At 73.5% G+C, this 18688-nt stretch carries 19 protein-coding genes; 7 read left to right on the top strand and 12 right to left on the bottom strand.

Annotated features, from left to right (window positions below):
• Positions 1-239: 239 nt before the first annotated feature.
• From BUE45_RS07305 to BUE45_RS07335, 7 genes are all read right to left on the bottom strand, one after another.
• Positions 240-1010 carry a CDP-alcohol phosphatidyltransferase family protein gene (locus BUE45_RS07305; RefSeq protein WP_073376755.1) on the bottom strand — a complete coding sequence of 257 codons (771 nt, stop codon included), beginning with the start codon at positions 1008-1010 and terminating at the stop codon, positions 240-242.
• Complete coding sequence (locus tag BUE45_RS07310; RefSeq protein WP_073376757.1) at positions 988-2037, bottom strand: iron-containing alcohol dehydrogenase family protein; 1050 nt, start codon at positions 2035-2037, stop codon at positions 988-990. The genes BUE45_RS07305 and BUE45_RS07310 overlap by 23 nt, the downstream gene beginning before the upstream one ends.
• A gap of 5 nt (positions 2038-2042) precedes the next feature.
• Positions 2043-2774, bottom strand: coding sequence for a phosphocholine cytidylyltransferase family protein (locus tag BUE45_RS07315; RefSeq protein ID WP_073376759.1), 732 nt, complete (start codon positions 2772-2774; stop codon positions 2043-2045).
• Between the two features lie 29 nt (positions 2775-2803).
• Complete coding sequence (locus tag BUE45_RS07320) at positions 2804-3505, bottom strand: DUF5941 domain-containing protein (RefSeq protein WP_073376761.1); 702 nt, start codon at positions 3503-3505, stop codon at positions 2804-2806.
• Positions 3502-4335 (bottom strand): hypothetical protein, encoded by an 834-nt coding sequence (locus BUE45_RS07325; RefSeq protein WP_073376763.1) that lies wholly within the window; start codon positions 4333-4335, stop codon positions 3502-3504. The genes BUE45_RS07320 and BUE45_RS07325 overlap by 4 nt, the downstream gene beginning before the upstream one ends.
• Positions 4336-4566: 231 nt before the next feature.
• Positions 4567-5469 (bottom strand): ABC transporter ATP-binding protein, encoded by a 903-nt coding sequence (locus BUE45_RS07330; RefSeq protein WP_073376765.1) that lies wholly within the window; start codon positions 5467-5469, stop codon positions 4567-4569.
• Positions 5469-6317 (bottom strand): ABC transporter permease, encoded by an 849-nt coding sequence (locus tag BUE45_RS07335; protein ID WP_073376767.1) that lies wholly within the window; start codon positions 6315-6317, stop codon positions 5469-5471. Before BUE45_RS07335 ends, BUE45_RS07330 begins: the two co-directional genes overlap by 1 nt.
• 488 nt (positions 6318-6805) lie before the next feature.
• Between BUE45_RS07335 and ispD the strand changes: the two genes are divergently transcribed.
• Both ispD and BUE45_RS07345 read left to right on the top strand, forming a co-directional pair.
• Positions 6806-7573, top strand: coding sequence for a 2-C-methyl-D-erythritol 4-phosphate cytidylyltransferase (gene ispD, locus BUE45_RS07340; RefSeq protein WP_281256327.1), 768 nt, complete (start codon positions 6806-6808; stop codon positions 7571-7573).
• Positions 7570-8349: a glycerophosphodiester phosphodiesterase gene (locus BUE45_RS07345; protein WP_073376769.1), complete on the top strand. Its 780-nt coding sequence runs from the start codon at positions 7570-7572 to the stop codon at positions 8347-8349. The genes ispD and BUE45_RS07345 overlap by 4 nt, the downstream gene beginning before the upstream one ends.
• Positions 8350-8410: 61 nt before the next feature.
• Here the strand turns inward: BUE45_RS07345 and BUE45_RS07350 are convergent, their stop codons facing one another.
• Entirely contained in the window at positions 8411-9418 is a 1008-nt protein-coding gene (locus BUE45_RS07350; RefSeq protein WP_073376771.1) for a glycosyltransferase family 2 protein, read from the bottom strand.
• A 140-nt stretch (positions 9419-9558) separates the two neighbouring features.
• Complete coding sequence (locus BUE45_RS07355) at positions 9559-9789, bottom strand: TM2 domain-containing protein (protein ID WP_073376773.1); 231 nt, start codon at positions 9787-9789, stop codon at positions 9559-9561.
• Between the two features lie 300 nt (positions 9790-10089).
• On the opposite strand from BUE45_RS07355, the gene BUE45_RS07360 reads away from it, so the two are divergent.
• The 4 genes from BUE45_RS07360 to BUE45_RS07375 all read left to right on the top strand — a co-directional run bounded on the left by BUE45_RS07360 (position 10090) and on the right by BUE45_RS07375 (position 14704).
• Positions 10090-11598, top strand: a complete 1509-nt coding sequence (locus BUE45_RS07360; protein WP_073376775.1) for an LCP family protein — start codon at positions 10090-10092, stop codon at positions 11596-11598.
• Between the two features lie 23 nt (positions 11599-11621).
• Entirely contained in the window at positions 11622-12245 is a 624-nt protein-coding gene (locus BUE45_RS07365) for a hypothetical protein (RefSeq protein ID WP_073376777.1), read from the top strand.
• 238 nt (positions 12246-12483) lie between these two features.
• A complete protein-coding gene (locus BUE45_RS07370) occupies positions 12484-13815 on the top strand; it encodes a UDP-glucose dehydrogenase family protein (RefSeq protein WP_073376779.1) in 1332 nt (443 codons plus the stop codon).
• A gap of 175 nt (positions 13816-13990) precedes the next feature.
• Positions 13991-14704, top strand: a complete 714-nt coding sequence (locus BUE45_RS07375) for a TNT domain-containing protein (protein WP_073376781.1) — start codon at positions 13991-13993, stop codon at positions 14702-14704.
• Here the strand turns inward: BUE45_RS07375 and BUE45_RS07380 are convergent.
• On the bottom strand, positions 14689-16221 hold the full coding sequence (locus tag BUE45_RS07380; protein WP_073376783.1) for an MFS transporter: 1533 nt from the start codon (positions 16219-16221) through the stop codon (positions 14689-14691). The genes BUE45_RS07375 and BUE45_RS07380 overlap by 16 nt on opposite strands.
• 70 nt (positions 16222-16291) lie before the next feature.
• On the opposite strand from BUE45_RS07380, the gene BUE45_RS07385 reads away from it, so the two are divergent.
• Positions 16292-16861: a TetR/AcrR family transcriptional regulator gene (locus BUE45_RS07385; RefSeq protein WP_073376785.1), complete on the top strand. Its 570-nt coding sequence runs from the start codon at positions 16292-16294 to the stop codon at positions 16859-16861.
• Between the two features lie 37 nt (positions 16862-16898).
• Here the strand turns inward: BUE45_RS07385 and purE are convergent, their stop codons facing one another.
• The gene (gene purE / locus BUE45_RS07390) at positions 16899-17399 is read right to left on the bottom strand and encodes a 5-(carboxyamino)imidazole ribonucleotide mutase (protein WP_073377424.1); all 501 of its coding nucleotides are present in this window, start codon (positions 17397-17399) and stop codon (positions 16899-16901) included.
• A 26-nt stretch (positions 17400-17425) separates the two neighbouring features.
• Positions 17426-18583, bottom strand: coding sequence for a 5-(carboxyamino)imidazole ribonucleotide synthase (locus BUE45_RS07395; protein WP_073376787.1), 1158 nt, complete (start codon positions 18581-18583; stop codon positions 17426-17428).
• Positions 18584-18688 lie beyond the last annotated feature (105 nt).

Genomic DNA, 18688 nt, shown 5'->3' on the forward strand with positions numbered 1-18688 from the left:
GGACGGCTCCGTTCGGCTCTTGGCCCTGGGGAGACCTCCGCCGCGGTGCCCTCGGGCCGGGGCGGGATCACGGGTGTGGTCATGTTGGGGACCGTATCAGTGGACGAGAGGCTTCTTGCAGGTTGACGAAGACCGACATTCGCAGGAACAGGCTAACGAAAGCATAAAAGCCCGGTGTCAGGGGCCGCGAACGGGGTAAAGTCCGCGGCCCCCGATGTGACGCGAACGTCATCTCCGTGTCATTCGAGGCGGCGCGAGGCCACGACGCTCACGAAGTGCGCGGCGCTCATGAGGACCGCGACCGCGGCGCAGGCCGCGACGAGGACCCGTGTGGCGAGCAGGTCGCCCAGGAAGAGGTCGGCCACGGCGGCGACCACGATGATCAGGGACAGCTCGACGGCCTGGATCAGCCGGTGCACCTTGAGGGCGGACGCCAGCCTCCGGGCCAGGCTCAGCCCGGACGAGCGGGGGCGCATCGCCTCGTCGGTCACCTTCTCGGGCAGCCCCGCCTTGGCGCGGGCGACCACGACGTTGTCGGTCTCGGCCTTGATGAGGGCCACGCCGATCGCGCCGACCATGCCCAGGATCACCCAGCCGCCCGGCTCCCACGCGCCCTGGGCGCGCACGCCCAGGCCGATGAGGAGGGCGATCTCGGACACGTAGTGCCCGATCCGGTCCAGGTAGATCCCGGTGACGCTGGTGCGTCCGGTGTACCGGGCGACCTCGCCGTCGGAGCAGTCCAGCAGCAGGTACACCTGGATCATCAGCGCCGCCGCGACCGCGGGCAGCGGTCCGCCGAACGCGACGACCACGCCGGAGAGCACGCCGAACGCCATCATCAGGTAGGTGATGGGGTTCGGCGGCACGCCGAGCCGGACGAAGAGCGTGCTGACGTAGGGCGAGACGTCCCTCATGTAGAGGCGGCCCGCCCAGTGCTCCTCGTTGGTGCGCTCCTTGATCCCCGCGGGCTGGCCGCCCGCGCGGACCTCAGCGACCGACGGTCTTGACATAGTCGGCGACGCTCCGTCCGATCTCGTTCTCGGACAGGCCGAGGTGCTCCAGGATGGTGAACCGGCCCGGCCGGGTCTCCGGGGCGTGCACCACGGCACGCGCGAACGCCTCGTCGTCGAGGCCGGCGTCGGAGGGGACCACGGGGAGGCCGTGGCGCAGCAGGCAGTCCCGGATCTCGCCCATGCGCGACTCGGACCAGCCCAGGTGGCGGACCCGCAGGAAGGACGCGTACAGCGCGCCCAGCCCGGCGAGCTCGCCGTGGTTGCCACTGCCGGGTTCGAGCTGGGTGACGGCGTGCAGGATCTCGTGGCAGGCGCCGCTGGCGGGCCGGCTGGACCCGGCCACCGACATGGCCATCCCGGACAGGACGAGGCCCTCGGCCAGGACCGTCAGGAACGCCTCGGAGTCGATCGAGTCGGGCCGGTGCAGGACCGCCTCGGCCGCGACCCGGGCGAAGGTGACGGCCATGCCGTCGACCGGTTCGCCGTTGACCCGGCCGGCCAGTTCCCAGTCCTCGATGGCGGAGATGTTGCTGACCACGTCGCCGATGCCCGAGCGGACCAGGCGGGAGGGGGCGGCGCGGACGTAGTCCACGTCGATGACCACCGCGATGGGCATGGTGACCCCGATGGAGGGCTTGCCGCCCTCGTGCTCCAGGGAGCTGACCGGGGAGGCGATGCCGTCGTGGGCCAGGTTGGTGGCGACGGCGACCATGGGGATGCCCGCCATGGTGGCGGCGAACTTGGTGACGTCGATGGTCTTGCCGCCGCCGATGCCGGCGACCGCCTCGTAGGCCCCCGAGCGGAGCTTGCGGCCCAGCTCGTTGGCGGCGTCGACGGTGCCCTCCTCGACCCGGAACACCTCGCAGTGCGGGAGGTCGAGGTCGGCGGCGATCTGCTCGCCCTGGCCGGGGCCGACCGCGACGGCGATGCGGCCCTCCGTGGCGATGCGCCGGTCGGCGAGCACCGAGCCGAGCGAGGCGATGGCCCCGCGCCGGACGTCGATCGCCACCGGGGAGGGGAGCATGCGGGCTAGTAGAGGCACGCGATCTCCCGAGCCTTGGCCAGGTCGTCGTGGTTGTCGACCTCGACCCAGTCGACCGTGCCGATGGGGGCGACGGAGACCTTCTCGCCGCGGCGGACGAGCTCCTGGTAGCCGTCCTCGTAGTAGAGCTGCGGGTCGCGCTCCCAGGTGGCCTTGAGGGCGTCGGCGAGGCGGGCGTCCAGGGAGCCCTCGATCAGCGTCGCGCCGATGTACTCGCCCGCGGCGGTGGCGGGGTCCATGAGCTTGGTGATGGTGGCGAGGTGGCCGTCCTCGTCGAGGGTCACCTTCATCTCCTCGTCGGCGAGGCTTTTCACGCTGTCCACCGCGAGGAGGAGCTCCGGCCCCCTGGCGGCGAGTAGCGTTTCCTCGACACTCACCGGGTGGACGGTGTCGCCGTTCACGAGGAGGACGCCCTCGGAGAAGAATTCGCGCGCGGTCCAGAGGGAGTAGGCGTTGTTCCACTCCTCGGCCTTGTCGTTGTGGCTGAGGGTGAGCTTCACGCCGTGGCGCTCCTCCAGCGCCTCCTTGCGGGTCTCGACGGCCTCCGCGCGGTAGCCCACGACGACGACCACGTCGGTGAGCCCGGCCGCGGCCAGGTTGCGCAGCGAGATGTCCATGATGGTCGTCTCACCGTCGACGGGCACCAGGGCCTTGGGCAGGGTGTCGGTGTAGGGGCGCAGACGCCGCCCCGCGCCTGCGGCGAGAACCATTCCGAGCATGCGGGCGTGTTCCTCCTTAGTGGGGAGGTTCAGGCCTCCCCGTTCGTTCCGGCGACCGGTGCAGGGTCGCCTTCCTGGCCGTACCCGCCCCGGGGGTGTCCGGGCCCGCCCTCCCCCGAGGGGGTGCGGGCCGCGATTACGTCGGCCACCGGCGTGGCACTCCACGTGCGCACCGCCTCGGCGACGAGCAGCACCGCCAGGTATCCGGCGAGTATGCCGTAGACCGGGGTGAGCACGTGCAGCGCACTCCCCGCCGCGACGACGAGCATGCGGCCGTCCCAGCCGAGGGCGGACGCCCGCGCCCGCCGCGACCTCGTCACTCCGACCGGGGGGCGGACGGCGTCGTCGCGGTGGTGGCAGGCGACCGTCATCAAGAGTACGAACACCAGGGGACCGGGTACACCGGTCGCGAGCCCCACGACCGTCAGGTACGTGTACTCCGTGGCGCGCAGGACGGGCGGCACGAATCGGTCGTACCGTCCGCCGTGGGGGTGGCGCGAGGCCGTTCCGGACAGTAGTAGGGCAGCGACCGGTGCGAACAGGGTAATACCTGCCGGCTGTCCTCGGTCCGCGGCCAGGAGGACGAGGACGACCAGGGCCGCCGCGGCGGCCGTCGGGAGCGGCGGGGCCGCCCCGGGGGCGAGGCGCCCCAGGATGCGGCACAGGGGGCCGTCGTCACGGAGGCCGCGCAGGTCCGGGGCGGGTCCGGGGGCGCCCTGCGCCCGGTTCACCGCCGGCCCCCGTGGGCCGTGGCCGGGTCGACGAGCGCGGTGGTGATGGCGACCGCGCATCCGACGATCAGCGTGACGAAGGAGATCCTGGGGTCCCAGAGGGTGGCCGTGACGGCGATCGCCAGGAAGCGCACCGGCTGGGGGAAGACGAGCAGCCGCCGGGCCAGGTCCGCCGCGGGCGCCCGGCGGAGCGCCGGGGGAGCCTGGACACGGGGCCGCCCGGACCCGCCGGCCCGCGGTCCGGGGCACGGCTCCTCCCCCGGCGCGGTGCGGGCCCCCGCCCGCGCGGACCGCAGCCGGGACGGCGCCGCCGCGGTGTCGCGGTCGTGCCCGCCGGTGGCCGGGGGCGGGACGGGCCCGGCCGCGGCGGGCGCCGGCGGACCGCCGCGCGGCGCGGGGACCGGGCCCCGGCGCCGTGCCGGCCGCGGGGGCGCGGGCGACGCCTCGCGGGCGACCAGGAGGGCGTCGCGCAGCGCCAGGGCCACCAGGGCACCGGCCGCCCAGCCCCAGGCGCCGGCGATCCCGGCCAGCACGGCGCCCACGGCCAGGCCCAGGTAGACGATGTACTCGCGCAGCTGGGAGAGCATCGCGACCAGCCACAGGGTGAGGGCGTCGCGGCGTCCGGCGCGCATGCGGTCCCGGACGGAGTCGCAGAACAGCACCGCGACGAGGAGTGCGGAGCCGGCGAGCCCGCCGACCGTGTCGGGCCGGGTGAACCAGACGGCGGCGCCGACGGAGACCATCACGGCGATCCGGCTCATCCCCGCCCGGGTGACGTGCCTGTGTTCGAGGAAGCGCGCGGTCGACCGCGCCACGGTGCCGTTGGCCATGGACGTGCCCTCTCGGATTCTCGGTGAGAGCAACCGTCGCCCACGCTCTGTGGTCAATCAATCACTGACACGCCAATGGTGTCCGTTTGGCCTGTTCAGGGCAGCGTGTCGGCATTTCGGTCGGGTCAGATACCAAAGTGCGCACCGCCGGAATCATCCGGCGATGCGCACGGCGCTTCGAGCGCGCGCAAGGCCCTCCCCCGCGGGCGGGGGTGCGGGTGCGGGGCGGCCTCAGGCGGCCTGGCCGCCGTCCTTGCCCTCCCCGGGCTTCTCCCCGGCCTCCTCGGCGCGCTTGCGCTCGGCCTCCTCGGCCCGCTTCTTCTTGGCCTCCTCGGCCTTCTTGCGCTTGGCGATCTCGGCCTTGGTGTCCTCGTTGTAGGCCGCCAGCGCGGCCTCGATGTCGGTGTCCATCGCCAGGGACCCGCCCTTGATGTACAGGCCGCGGTTGCAGAACCGGCGCAGGTCGCTCTCGTTGTGCGAGACCAGCACCATGGTCCGGTGGTTGGCCAGCATGCGCTCGATGGCCTCGTAGCACTTGCGCTTGAAGGCCTTGTCGCCGACCGCCAGCACCTCGTCGACCAGCATGATCGGGTGCTCCAGCTGGGAGATCAGGGCGAAGCCCAGCCGCACCTTCATACCGCTGGAGTAGTGGCGCACCGGGGTGTCCACGAACTTCGGCTTGATCTCGGCGAAGTCGATGATCTCCTCGAAGCGCTCGTCGATCTGCTTCTCGGACATCCCGTGCAGGGAGCCCACCAGGTACACGTTCTCGCGGCCGGTGAGGTTGTCGTTGAAGCCGGCCCGCAGCTCCAGCAGCGGCGCGACCTTGCCGCGGACCTGCACGTCGCCCTCGTCGGGGATGAGCACCCCCGCGATCATCTTGAGCAGGGTCGACTTGCCCGTGCCGTTCTTGCCGACGATGCCCACGCAGTCGCCGCGGGCGACCTCGAAGGACACGTCGCGCAGCGGCCAGAACTCGTCGCCCTCGGCGTTGGGGTCGCGCTTGGTGCCGTGGATGAACATCTCGCGCAGGCTGCGCTTGCGACGGCGGTTGACCGCGAACCTGACCCCGAGGCCCTTCGCCTCGATGACCGGGCCGTTCGCCAGGTCGGCGCCGTAGTCGGTCTGCGCCATCACAACTCCTTCAGGACGGACATCTCCAGGCGGCGGAACGTCCAGTATCCGATGACCAGCATCAGCACGGAACCGACCACCGCCGAGATGATCGCGATCGGTCCCGGGGTCAGCTCCTCGAACCCGGAGAACCACACCGCGCGGTGCATCTCGAAGATACCCAGCAGCGGGTTCAACTGGTAGGCGGTCTTGAGCCACTCGGGCACCCGGTCCGAGCCCATCACCATGGCCGCCGGGTACAGGATCGCCGATCCGTAGAACAGGATGCGGGAGGCGATGCGCACGAGTCGCTCGACGTCGCGCACCAGCACGTTGATCGAGGACAGCAGCAGCGTCAGCCCCAGGCCGATCGTGAACTGGAGCAGGATGGCGAGCGGCAGCCAGACCAGCACGCCCTCCCAGGAGGGGCGCCCGCCCAGGAAGATCACGAAGAGGATCAGGATCGGCCAGGTCAGCAGGTACTCGATGAGCTTGGTCCCCACCGTGGCCGTGGGGAAGATCTCCCGGGGCACCTTCATCGTGGTGATCAGCTTGGAGTGCGTGATCATCGCGCGCGGGGCCTCGCTGAGGATCGCCCCGAAGGTGTTCCACGGCAGGATGCCGGCCACCAGGAAGAGGAGGAAGCCGCCCTGTTCCATCGCACCCGCGGGCATCCCGCGGTCGGCTCCCAGGATCAGGCCGAACACGACGAAGTAGACCAGGGTCAGAGCCAGCGGCTCCAACATCGTCCAGGCATACCCGAGAATCGACTGCTGGTACTTGACCTTCAGGTCGCGTCGGACCAGGAGGCCGACGACCTTCCGGTGCTCCCAGACGGCCAGCGCCCTTGACGCCACCGCCACCTCCAAGGATCGAAAGAATTGCCGTCCGGTCCGCGCTCGCGCCACCGGACGGTGTGGGGTCTCGTGCCTGCGCGCACCGGCCGACGCGCGCGGCCCGCGACCCCGGTCGGACGACGACCGGGAAGACGGGGGAACGTGTCCGGGCGACCGGGGGATTGTCACGGACCGCGCCCGACTCGACGGCCGCGGTGGGTCGCGGTCGGACCGGGCACAGAGAACAGGCGTGCATAGATTACCGCTGCGGCGGACGGGGCGCGCCCACCAAGCTGCCGCGCATCCGTGTCCGGACCGTGACCACGCGCCGGGCGGGCCGGTCGGCTAGCCTCGGCTCGTGGGAGGCGGGGAGACGTGTGCGACACCCCGGCCGCCCTGGCCACGGGTGTCGCCACCGGGGATCGGAACCGTAGCGTCGGCGCGGTTTCACCCCCCGTTCCGTGTGCGTGCTCCCGCGGTTTCCCTTCGATCGGGAAGCCGACCACGAGGAAAGGGGAACGGTGGACGAGGTGGACGGCGCCGGGCGCCCGCGGGTGATCGCGGCGGTCCTGGCCGGAGGGGTCGGGGCGCGCATGGGGGCGGGCGCCCCCAAGCAGTTCCTGCCGCTGGCCGGGCGGACGATCCTGGAGCACGCGGTCTCCGCGTTCGAGGAGTGCCCCGACGTGGACGAGATCGTCGTGCTCGTGGTGGACGGGTACGTGCCGCGCGCGGCGGAGCTGCTGGCCGGCGCCGGGTTCGCCAAGGTGACCCGGGTCCTGGCGGGCGGCGCGACCCGCACCGCCACCTCCGTGGCGGCCCTGGCCGCGGTGTCCGCCGCCTCCGACGACGACATCGTGCTGCTGCACGACGCGGCCCGGCCACTGGTCTCCCCCGCGACGGTCTCCGCCTGCGTGTCCGCGCTGGCCGGCGCGAACGCCGCGGGCGTGGCGGTGCCCAGCGCCGACACGGTGGTGCGCGTGGCCGCGGGTCCCGCGGGCGAGGCGATCGCCGAGGTCCCCGCACGCTCCTCGCTGCGCCGCATGCAGACGCCGCAGGGCTTCCGGCTGGGCACGGTGCGCCGCGCCTACGCCCTGGCGACCGCGGACCCGGGCCTGGTCGCCACCGACGACTGCGGGGTGGTGCTGCGCTACCTGCCCGGAGAAGAGGTCCGGATCGTGCCCGGCGAGGAGACGAACATCAAGGTGACCAACCCCGGCGACGTGGAGGTGGCCGAGGCGCTGCTGCGCCGGTCCCGGGACCGCGCCGCGGCGGGCGGGGCGGCGCTGTGAGCGGGGTCTTCGGCGGGACCACCGAGGTCATCGGCCACCGCGGCGCGGGCCGCGGCGTGGTGGGCCGGGCGCGCGAGAACACGCCGGAGTCGTTCGCGGCGGCGGTGGAGGCCGGGGCCGACTGGGTCGAGATCGACGTGCGCCGCACCGCCGACGACGCGCTGGTGCTCTACCACAACGCCGCCCTGGACGACGGGCGCGCGGTGGTGGACCTGACCGCGGCCGAGTGCGCGCGGGCCGGGCTGGCGGGCCTGGAGGAGGGGCTGGCCGCCGTCCCCGACGGTGTCGGCCTGGACGTGGACGTCAAGACGGTGATGGAGGACGCGGTGGACGCCCCCGCGCGGCGGACGGCGTCCCTGCTGATGCCGTACCTGCGGCGTGAGGCCGCACGCCGCCGGGTGTTCGTGTGCTCGTTCGACCCCGGTGTGCTGCTGTCCGTGCACGAGGGGGCCCCGGGGGTGCCCACCGCGTGGATGCCGTTCGTGCGCAACCCGCTGGACCAGGCGGTCGCGGGCGCGGTCGGGCTGGGCTGCCCGATCGTGGCGGTCGACGTGCGCTCGTTCGGGCTGACCGCGGACGGCCCCCTGCCCGGGCGCAGGCCGGTGGAGTACACCGTGGACCTGGCCCACCGCGCCGGCCTGGAGGTGGCCTCCTGGTGCCCGGACCCGCGGGAGGCAGCGGTGTTCGCGGCCGCGGGCATGGACGCGGTCGTGGTGGACGACGTGCCGGGCGCGGTGGCCGCGCTGCGGGGCCCGGGCCCCGGCGGCACCGGCTGAGACCGCGCCGGGCGCTCCGCGCGCCCCCGGTCCGGGGCGCGGGGGCCGACCGGCGCCCGCCTCAGGAGGCCTCGGCGCCCCGGGAGGCCCGCGCGGTGCGCGAGTCCGCCCCCAGGCCGGGCGGGCTGGTGAGGAAGCCCGCGCCCCACGACATGTGCATGGCGGCCAGGGCGACCGGGATGAGCGGCAGGGAGGCGGCGGGCAGGCCGCGGCCCAGGGGCAGCGAGGCCGCCGCGACCAGGGCGAGGTAGGCGCCGGGCACCAGCCACAGCGGCCACCACAGGAGGCCGCCGAGCAGGCCCAGCACCACGCCGGCCAGGGCGACCGGCGGGGCGAGGTAGCGCAGGTTGATGGTGCCCCTGTGCTGGCGGGCGACCACGCGCCGCCAGCGGCCGTAGTGGAAGTACTGCTTGGCCAGGAGCTTCACGTTGCGCCGGGGGCGGTAGGAGACGCGCATGCGCGGCTGGAACCACACGGTGCCGCCGCTCTCGCGGATGCGGTGGTTCATCTCCCAGTCCTGGGCGCGCAGGAAGGCCTCGTCGTAGCCGCCCACGCGCTCCAGCGCCGAGCGCCGGAAGACGCCCAGGTAGACGGTGTCGGCCGGGCCGCCCTCGCCCCCGGTGTGGAAGCGGGCGTTGCCCACGCCGACCTTGGAGGTCATGGCGGCGGCGACCGCCTTCTCCCAGGGGGTGGTGCCCTCTGCGGCCATGATGCCGCCGACGTTGTCGGCCCCGGTCTCCTCCAGGGTCTCCACGGCGACGCGCAGGTAGTCGGAGGGCATCATCGCGTGTCCGTCGATGCGGGCGACGATGTCGTGGGAGGAGGCGCCGATGGCGGCGTTCAGGCCCGAGGGGGTCCGGCCGGTGGGGTTGTCCACCACCTTGACCCGGGGGTCCGCCGCGGCGAGGCCGTCGGCGACCTCGCGGGTGCGGTCCGCGGACGGTCCCACGCCCAGCACGACCTCCAGTTCGCCCGGGTACTCCTGGGCGAGGACGTGCTCCACCGCGGCGGCGAGGTGGCGCTCTTCGTTGAGGACGGGCATGACGACGGAGACCGGCGGCCAGGACACGGGCACTTCCCCAGTTCGAGAGGTGTCGGACGGCGAAGCGGATGTACGGGGCATCAACGCTCGCGCGCGTCCACGGTACTGCAACGGATACGGGGGCCGCGCCCGTCGGCCCGCTCGGTCTGCGGGCACGGCCGGAGGGGTCAGCCCTGGTTCTTGACCGGGAGGCCGTCGGAGTCCTTGAAGGCGCCGACGAGGACCATGATGAAGTCGATGAGGGCCCACACGCCCACGCCGCCGCAGGTGAGGAGCATCAGGATGCCCGTGCCGACCTTGCCGACGTAGAAGCGGTGGACGCCGAACCCTCCCAGGAAGAAGGAGAGCAGGACGGTGACGAGCCAGTTCTTGGGGGAGACGGCGGAGGGGTACGACATCGGATTCTCCGGAACATGAGGGCAGGCGGACATGAAGGCGTCCATGCCTGGGAAGGGAACCGGTGGCGGGATCCGGGCGCCGTTGCCACGGCTGCCGGGTACCGGTGAGATGCGCGACAAATTACCACAGGGCAGGGCTTCGGGCCCGCCGTGGAGCACTCGCCCCTTTCCTCTCTCGGCTCTCAGGTGAGAGCAAGCCGAGAACAACACGCCGAGGATCGACATCTCACACGATGCGGGGGATCGGGTGACAACCTAAGAGTTGAGGACACCGTTGACCGGGGTGGGACGGGGACACCGATGAACGACGACAACGGGGGACGGGATCGACCGGGCGGCGGCGAGTTCCGGCGCGAGCGGTCCAAGCCGGTCCCGCCCGAGGGTCGGCGCTCCCCCCGGTCCGGCCGCATCACCGTGCCCTCCGGCACCGTCCGCCGCCGCCGTGCGGGCCTGGTCGTGATGGGCGTCCTGTCCGTCCTGGTCCTGCTGGCCTCGGGCACCTCCTGGGCGATCACCGGGTGGATGTCAGGCGCCCTCAACCGCTTCGACGTCTTCGGCGACCTCGCCGAGGGCGACCGCCCGGAGGAGACCGGCGGGCTGACGTTCCTGGTCATCGGCTCCGACAGCCGCGAGGCACTGGCCGAGGAGGACCGTAGCGCACTGAGCGTGGGCTCCACTCCCGGCCAGCGCTCCGACTCGATGATGCTGGTGCGCCTCAACCACGAGCGCGACCGGGTCACCGTGGTGGGCCTGCCCCGCGACCTGTGGGTGGACATCCCCGGCGAGGGCGAGGACAAGATCAACGCGGCGTACGCCTACGGCGGCCCGCAGATGGCGGTGCGCACCGTGGAATCGGTCACCGACGTGCGCATCGACCACTACGTGGAGGTCGACTTCTCCGGCTTCGTCGGCGTGGTCGACGCGCTCGGCGGCATCGAGGTGTGCCTGCCCGAGGCGATCACCGACCCCAAGGCCCACCTGGACATGGAGGCGGGCACCCACCGGGTGGACGGCACCGAGGCGCTGGCCTTCGCCCGCACCCGGGCCACCCCGCGCGGCGACCTGGACCGCATCGACCGCCAGCAGCAGGTACTGTCGGCCATGCTGGACCAGGCGCTCAGCAGCGAGACCCTGTCCGACCCCGGCAAGCTCACCGCCTTCCTGGACAGCGCCCTGTCGTCGGTGACCGTCGACGAGGGGCTGGACACCTCCACCATCAACCAGCTCGCCTACCAGATGCGCGACCTGGACATGGGCTCGGTGGCCTTCACCCAGGTGCCCATAGCCGACATGGACTTCTGGACCCCGCGCGGCGACGTCGCCCTGCTGTGGGACGAGCCCGCCGCGCGCGACCTGTTCGCCGACATCAACGCCGACCGGCCGATCACCGAGCCCTCCGCCGCCCCCTCGCCCGAGGAGGAGAAGGAGCCCGCCCCCGCCGACATCCGGGTGCGGGTGTTCAACGGGACCGGCACCCCGGGGCTGGGCGCGACCCTGGACGGCGCCCTGTCCGGAGCCGGGTTCCAGGTGTCCGGCGCGGCCACCGACTGGAGCAGCCGGGACGTGGCCGTCACCCAGGTCAGGCACGGCGCCGCCGACGCCGCGGCGGCCGAGTACACGGCCGGTCTCGTGCCGGGTGCCGAGACGGTGGAGGACACCACCCTGGACGGCGAGATCCAGATCGTGATCGGCTTCAACTACACGACGTTCGACGCCCCGGAGGTCGAGGCCCCCGCGCCGGAGGAGTCTCCCTCGGCCGGGGACTCCCCGCTGTCCACCTCGACCGCCCGGGACAACATCTGCGGGTGACCCCCGCGAAGGAAGGTGTTCCCGTGCTGCGCCACCTGCTCGGCCTGCTGGTCGGCATCGCCCTCGCCCCCGTGCTGTGGATCGCCGTGTCCTGGTCGGCGGGCGAGCTCCCCGGGCTCCTGGAGGGCGGTGCGGAGGTGGCCCCGGTCTCCGCCGCGGTGCTGCTGGTCCTCGTCGGGTTCGCCTGCGCGTACCTGGCGGCGGCCCGGATCTCCCCGCTGACCGCGGGGGCGGCGGGGCTGCCGCTGGCCGCGCTGGCGCTGTGGCCCGCGGTCCACCCGGCGTCGCTGTCCACGGCGCTGTCCTGGCTGAACCCGGAGAGCTTCGTGTTCCCGGGCGGCCCGGGGGTGTCCGTGGCGCTGCCCCTGGGCGCGCTGCTGGTGTTCTCCGCGGCCGTGCCGGGCCGCTGGCGCTCCCCCGCGCCGACCGGGCCCGCCATGGTGGCCGCGCCCTGGGAGCGGGTCGACCGGTCGGACGGGGGGCCGGACGGGCCCGTCGGCGACACGGTGCCCGAGGCCCCCGGCCGCGGTCCCGCCACCGAGGTCTGGGACCCGCGGCAGGACGATCCGGACAAGACCACCACCCCGTTCTCCCGGGGCGAGGACGGGTGGACACCGCTGGGCCGGGAGGCCCGGCGCCGGGATTGAGGGGCTTCGGGGGGCCGTGTCCCCTACGGGGCGCACACCGGTAACCTGAGCGCCTGATGTGTTCACGCCCTGTTCGGGTGTGCGCCACGTCTCGAAGCGTAAGGTGATGCTCCGCGTGCGGGTCTCCCCCGGCGCCGATTCATGTCCGCCTTTCCGCCCTCCCCCCGGGTGCTCACCGCCCTGAGCGGGAACAACCATGGGATACGGGCGCGGACGAAAGCGAGGAAGGACTCAACCAGTGGTCGAAGCGGACCGTATGCGCGTCTCCGTCATCGGTACCGGTTACCTGGGCGCCACCACTGCGGCCTGTCTGGCCGAACTGGGGTTCGAGGTGCTGGGCCTGGACGTCGACGAGGCCAAGATCGAGATGCTCCGCTCCGGTCGGGTGCCCTTCTTCGAGCCCGGGCTGGCCCCGCTGGTGGCCTCGGGCCTGGAGTCGGGGAGGCTGCGTTTCACGACCTCGTTCGCCGAGGCCGCCGAATTCGCGGACCTGCACCTGATCTGCGTGGGCACTCCGCAGAAGGACGAGTCGGGTGCCGCCGACCTGAGCTACGTGAACTCCGCGGTGGACCGGCTGGCCCCGCACCTGACGCGCCCCTCCGTGGTGGTGGGCCGCTCGACCGTGCCGGTGGGCACGGCGGCGACCCTGGCCGCCCGGCTGGCGGCGCTGGCGCCCGCCGGCGCGGAGGCGGAGCTGGGCTGGAGCCCGGAGTTCCTGCGCGAGGGCTTCGGGGTGGAGGACACCCTGCGCCCCAACCGGATCGTGCTGGGCACCGACTCCCCCCGGGTCGAGAAGGCCGTGCGCGCCCTGTGGCACCGGCAGGTCGACGAGGGCATCCCGTTCCTGGTGACGGACCTGCAGACCGCCGAGCTGGTCAAGGTGGCGGCCAACGCCTTCCTGGCCACGAAGATCTCCTTCATCAACGCGATGGCGGAGGTGTCGGAGGTGGCCGGCGCGGACGTCATCCAGCTGGCCGAGGCGCTGTCCTTCGACGACCGCATCGGCGGCAAGTTCCTGGGGCCGGGCCTGGGCTTCGGCGGCGGCTGCCTGCCCAAGGACATCCGGGCGTTCATGGCCCGCGCCGACGAGCTGGGCGTGGAGCCCGCGCTGTCGTTCCTGCGCGAGGTGGACGCCATCAACCAGCGGCGCCGGGCGCGCACCATCGACATCGCCCGCCAGCTGATCGGCGGCGGGTTCGCGGGCAGCCGGGTGGCGGTGCTGGGCGCGGCGTTCAAGCCCAACTCCGACGACATCCGCGACTCCCCGGCGCTGGACGTGGCCGCCACGATCGCCTCGCTGGGCGCGCAGGTGACGGTGTACGACCCGGCGGCGCTGGAGCGGGCCCGCGAGGCGCACCCGGAGCTGAACTACGCCGACTCCATGCGCGGCGCCGTCGCCGACGCCGACGTGGTGCTGCTGCTCACCGAGTGGGCGGAGTTCCGCGAGGCCGACCCGGAGGAGCTGGGCGGCCTGGTGGCGCGCAGGCGGATCGTGGACGGGCGCAACGCCCTGGACCCTACCTTCTGGCGGGCCTCCGGCTGGACCTACCGGGCGCTGGGCCGCCAGTAGGGCCCCGCCCGTACCGGTGGCCGGGACCCCTCAGGGTCCCGGCCACCGGTCTTTCCGGGTGTCGGCGTTCCCCGGCCGCCCCGGGCACCGCCCGGCCGTGCTTGACTACTTTCCGTATCTATTCGGCGACACGCGGCAGCGGTGCCGTGTGTCGGTGACGAACGGAGTCCGACCGGTGAAGTTCCGTACGGCCGCGGGGGCCGCGGCCCTGGCCCTGCTGGCGGTGGCCGCCCCCGCCCACGCCGACCCCCTGCCCGCCCCCGCCGCGGCCCCGGCCGACTGCCCGGCGCTCACCCCGCCGCCCACCGCCGAGGACCTGGAGCGGTACCTGTGCGGCGACCCGCGGCTGGGCCCGGCGGAGCTTCCCGGACAGGGGCCGGTGGCGGGGCTGCTGGAGGGCTACGACCGGCTGGGCGGGCTGACCCCGGCCGGTTTCCTCGACCGCTGGTGGGGGCCGCAGGGCTGGGAGTACCCCGACCACATGGGCTTCGAAGTCGTGGACGGAGAGCCGGTCACCGAGACCACCGTCCTCCCCGAGGGGTGGATGCTGGACCGCTTCGGATCCCCCTGGGGCACGTTCCTGGCCCCCGCCGGCGCCCCGTACACGCAGCGGGCCCTGCCGCCGGACTCGCTGAACACGTGGCCGGACGGGCCGGAGAACAACTACACCTGTTTCGAGGTGACGGAGGAGCTGCCCGCGCTGACCGGACCGATCGCCCCGCACTTCGAGCAGCCGGGCGGCGGCGAGCAGGTGCTGGTCCCGGCCGGGGGCCTGCCCGAGCCGGTCGCGGACGAGTACGCCCGTGTGAACGAGCTCCTCGACCTGGGCTACCTGGAGGCGCGCCCGGTCGGGGAGTGCGCGGCGTTCCCCGGTTACACGCTCTCCTGAGCCCGTTCCCCGAGGGCCGGCTCCCCGGTCCCCGGGGGCAGGCGGCGCAGGGAGACGGCGACCGCCACCGCCATCGCGGCCATGACGGCGGCCCCGGCGAGGGCCGCCGTGGTGAACCCGGCGGTCTGGGCGGCGAAGGCTGCGTCCAGCAGGGCCGCGGGGTCGGCCGCCCCGGGAGCTTCGGCCAGGGCCCCGGCGACGGTCTCGGCGGCCGGTCCGGCCACCCCCTCCCGCTCCATGGCCTCCCGGTACACGGTGGCGGCAGCGGTGCCCAGGAGCGCGATGCCCAGGGCGGCTCCGAACTCGGTGCTGGTCTCGGAGATCCCCGCTGCGGCCCCCGCGCGCTCGGGCGGGGCCGTGGCCAGCACCAGGGTGTTGGCCGCCGTGGCGACCACACCGATGCCGAAGGTGAGCAGGGTGTAGGCGCCGATGAGCACGGCGAGGCGGGTGTCGGGCTCCAGGGTCGCCACGATCCCGAACCCGGCCGCGCCCACGGCCAGCCCGCCCGCCATCAGCAGGCCGGGGCGCGCCCGGTGGGCGGTCATCCCGGCCAGGGTCGCCCCGGCCAGGGTGCCGGCGAAGGCGGGCAGGGAGTACAGGGCGGCCTCCAGCGGGCTCAGGCCGTGCACCGCCTGGAGGAACGTGAAGGTGAGCAGGCCCAGCCCGGCCGCGGCGAACGAAACCGCCGTGTTGCCGCCCACGGCCGCGGCGAAGGCCGGCCGCGCGAACAGGCCCACGTCGATCAGCGGGTGGGCGGTGCGGCGCTGGCGGACCACGAACACCGTCAGGAAGAGCGCCCCGGCGAGCAGGCAGATCCCGGCCCAGGGGTCGGCGCCGTACTCGGCGAACCGCTTGACCGCGTTCACCAGGCCCAGCACGGCGACCAGCGAGAGGGCCGCGCCGAGGAGGTCGAACCCGCCGGGACGGGGATCACGGGACTCGGGGACCAGGAACGGTGCGCCGACCAGCAGCAGCGCCATGAACGGCAGGTTGATCAGGAACACGGAGTTCCAGGGGAGGAACTCCAGCAGCGCCCCGCCCAGGATGGGGCCCAGGACACTGCCCCCGGTGAAGGCGACCGTCCAGGCGCCGACCGCGGCGGCCCGCCGGCGGGGGTCGTCGAACATCGCCCGGATGAGGGAGAGCGTGGAGGGGGCGAGGGTCGCCCCGGCGACGCCGAGCAGGACGCGGCCCGCGATGAACCAGGCGGCGTCGGGCGCCAGGGCGAGCAGGGCGGAGGCGGCGCCGAAGAGCGCGGCCCCGGTCAGCAGGAGCCTGCGGCGGCCGATCCGGTCGCCGAGTCCGCCCATGGTGACCAGGAGCCCGGCGAGGACGAAGCCGTAGACGTCCATCATCCACAGCCACTGGGTGGCGGTGGGGGCGAGGTCCTCGGTGATGGCGGGCGCGGCCACGAACAGGATCGACAGGTCCATGGACACGAGCAGGGCCGGGATGAGCAGGAAGACCAGTCCGGCCCAGGCGCGCGCGGCTCCGGGAGGGTGGTGTGTCGTCGTCATGCCATGATCGTACGTACGTCAAAATCCGGCGTCAATATGTACGTACGTACAAAACTGATAGGGTGCGCCCATGAGCCAACGTGAGGACCTGCTCGCCGGAGCACGGCGCTGCCTGGTCGAGAAGGGTTACGCCAAGACCACCGCGCGCGACATCGCCGCCGCCTCCGGGGCCCATCTGGCCTCCATCGGGTACCACTTCGGGTCCAAGGACGCGCTGATGAGCGCCGCGGTCCTGGAGGCGAGCGGCGAGTGGGGGGACGTGTTCGAGCGGGCGGTCCGCGCCTCCCGCGCCGAGGCCCCCCAGGACCGGATCCGCGTCCTGCTCACCTCGCTGCTGGAGACCCTGCCCGAGCAGCGGGAGCTGCTGGTCGCCAGCGTCCAGGCCTTCGGGCAGGCGCAGTTCGACGAGCCCATGCGCACCGCCCTGGCCGCCGGCATCGACGAGGGCCGCCGGGAGCTGGCGGCCCTCATCCTGGACGTCCCCTCGGACGGGCTGGACCCGGCCACGGTCGCCGGGGTGGGCTCCATGGTCTACAACCTCGTGACCGGCTACGTGCTCCAGTACCTCATGGAGCCCGACTCCCTGCCCACGGCCGAACAGGCGCTGGAGGGCCTGCGGGCCCTCACCCGGGGCCGCTGACCCCCGGCGCCCGCGCGGGCGCCGGGGGTCAGCGCGGCTACAGGCCGAACCCGGTCGGGCGGGAGCCCTCGGCGGCCTCGCGGCGCAGCCGCTCGCCCTTGGCGTGCGCCTGCTCGCGCAGCTCCACCTGGAACTCCGCCATCCTCCCGGCCAGGCCGGGGTCGTGCATCGCCAGCATCCGCACCGCCAGCAGGCCCGCGTTGCGGGCCGCGCCCACGGCCACCGTCGCCACCGGCACCCCGGCGGGCATCTGGACGATGGAGAGCAGCGAGTCCATCCCGTCCAGGTACTTCAGGGGCACCGGGACGCCGATGACCGGCAGCGTCGTCACCGAGGCCAGCATGCCCGGCAGGTGGGCGGCGCCGCCCGCCCCGGCGATGATCGCCTTGAGCCCCCGGCCCGCCGCGTCGGCGCCGTAGGACACCATCTCGTGCGGCATCCGGTGCGCCGACACCACGTCGGCCTCGAAGGGGACGCCGAACTCGCGCAGGGCCTCGGCGGCCTCGCGCATCACCGGCCAGTCGGAGTCCGAGCCCATCACGATGCCCACCACGGGGTCCTTGCTCACTGGTCGTCTCCTCGCAGGTAGTCGGCGGCGGCCCGGGCCCGCTCCAGCAGGTCCCGGTGGTCGTCGCCCGTCACGGTCACATGCCCTATCTTGCGGCCCGGACGCACGTCCTTGCCGTAGAAGTGGATCTTGACCTCGGGGTCGACGGCCATCACGTGCAGGTAGCGGCGGTAGACCTCGGGGTCCTCGCCGCCCAGCAGGTTGGCCATCACCGTGAAGGGCGCGTCGGTGCGCGGCGAGCCCAGCGGCAGGTCCAGCACGGCGCGCAGGTGCTGCTCGAACTGCGAGGTGCGGGCGCCCTCGATGGTCCAGTGCCCGGAGTTGTGCGGGCGCATCGCCAGCTCGTTGACCAGCACCCCGTCGGCGGTCTCGAAGAGCTCGACGGCGAGCATCCCCGTGACGCCCAGGGCGTGGGCGATCTCGATGGCCAGCTGCTGGGCGCGGGTGGCCTTGTCCTCGGACAGGCCCGGGGCGGGGGCGATCACCTCGTGGCAGATCCCGTCGCGCTGCACGGTCTCCACGACCGGGTAGACGGCGACCTGGCCGTGCGGGGAGCGGGCCACCTGGACCGCGAGCTCGCGCTCGAAGGCGACCTTCTCCTCCACCAGCAGCGGGACGTCCTCGGCGGCGGCGCGCGCCACCACCGCGGCGGCGGCGTCTGCGTCGTCCACCACCCACACGCCCTTGCCGTCGTAGCCGCCGCGAGCGGCCTTGAGGACCACCGGCCACCCGGTGCCGGCGGCGAACGCGGTGACGTGCTCGGGGGAGGCGACGGCGCGCCAGCGCGGAGCCGGGGCGCCCAGCTCGGTGAGGCGGGTGCGCATGCGCAGCTTGTCCTGGGCGAAGCGCAGCGGGTCCCGGCCCGGGCGCAGCAGCCCGCCGGCCTCCTCGACCGCGCGCAGCACCGGCTCGGGGACGTGCTCGTGGTCGAAGGTCACGACGTCGTTGGCCTTGGCGAAGGCCAGCACGTCCTGGAGCCCGCGGTCGTCGCCGAGGGTGACGTTCCCGCAGACCAGGGCCGCGCTGTCGGCGGGCCCCGCGGCCAGGACCCCGAAGTCCACCCCGAGGGCGATCGCGGCCTGGTGGGTCATGCGGGAGAGTTGCCCCCCTCCCACCATTCCCACTCGGGGGACGGTGCGGTTACGCTCGCTCACAGTTCCTCAACTCATCTGCTCGAACCGCGGTGACGGGACGGCTCCGCGCACGACGGAGCCTGGCCGGAACGGCTCGGAACCCGCGGCCGGGGTCGCTCCTGATCC

Source organism: Nocardiopsis flavescens (assembly GCF_900141985.1).
Lineage (GTDB): Bacteria > Actinomycetota > Actinomycetes > Streptosporangiales > Streptosporangiaceae > Nocardiopsis > Nocardiopsis flavescens.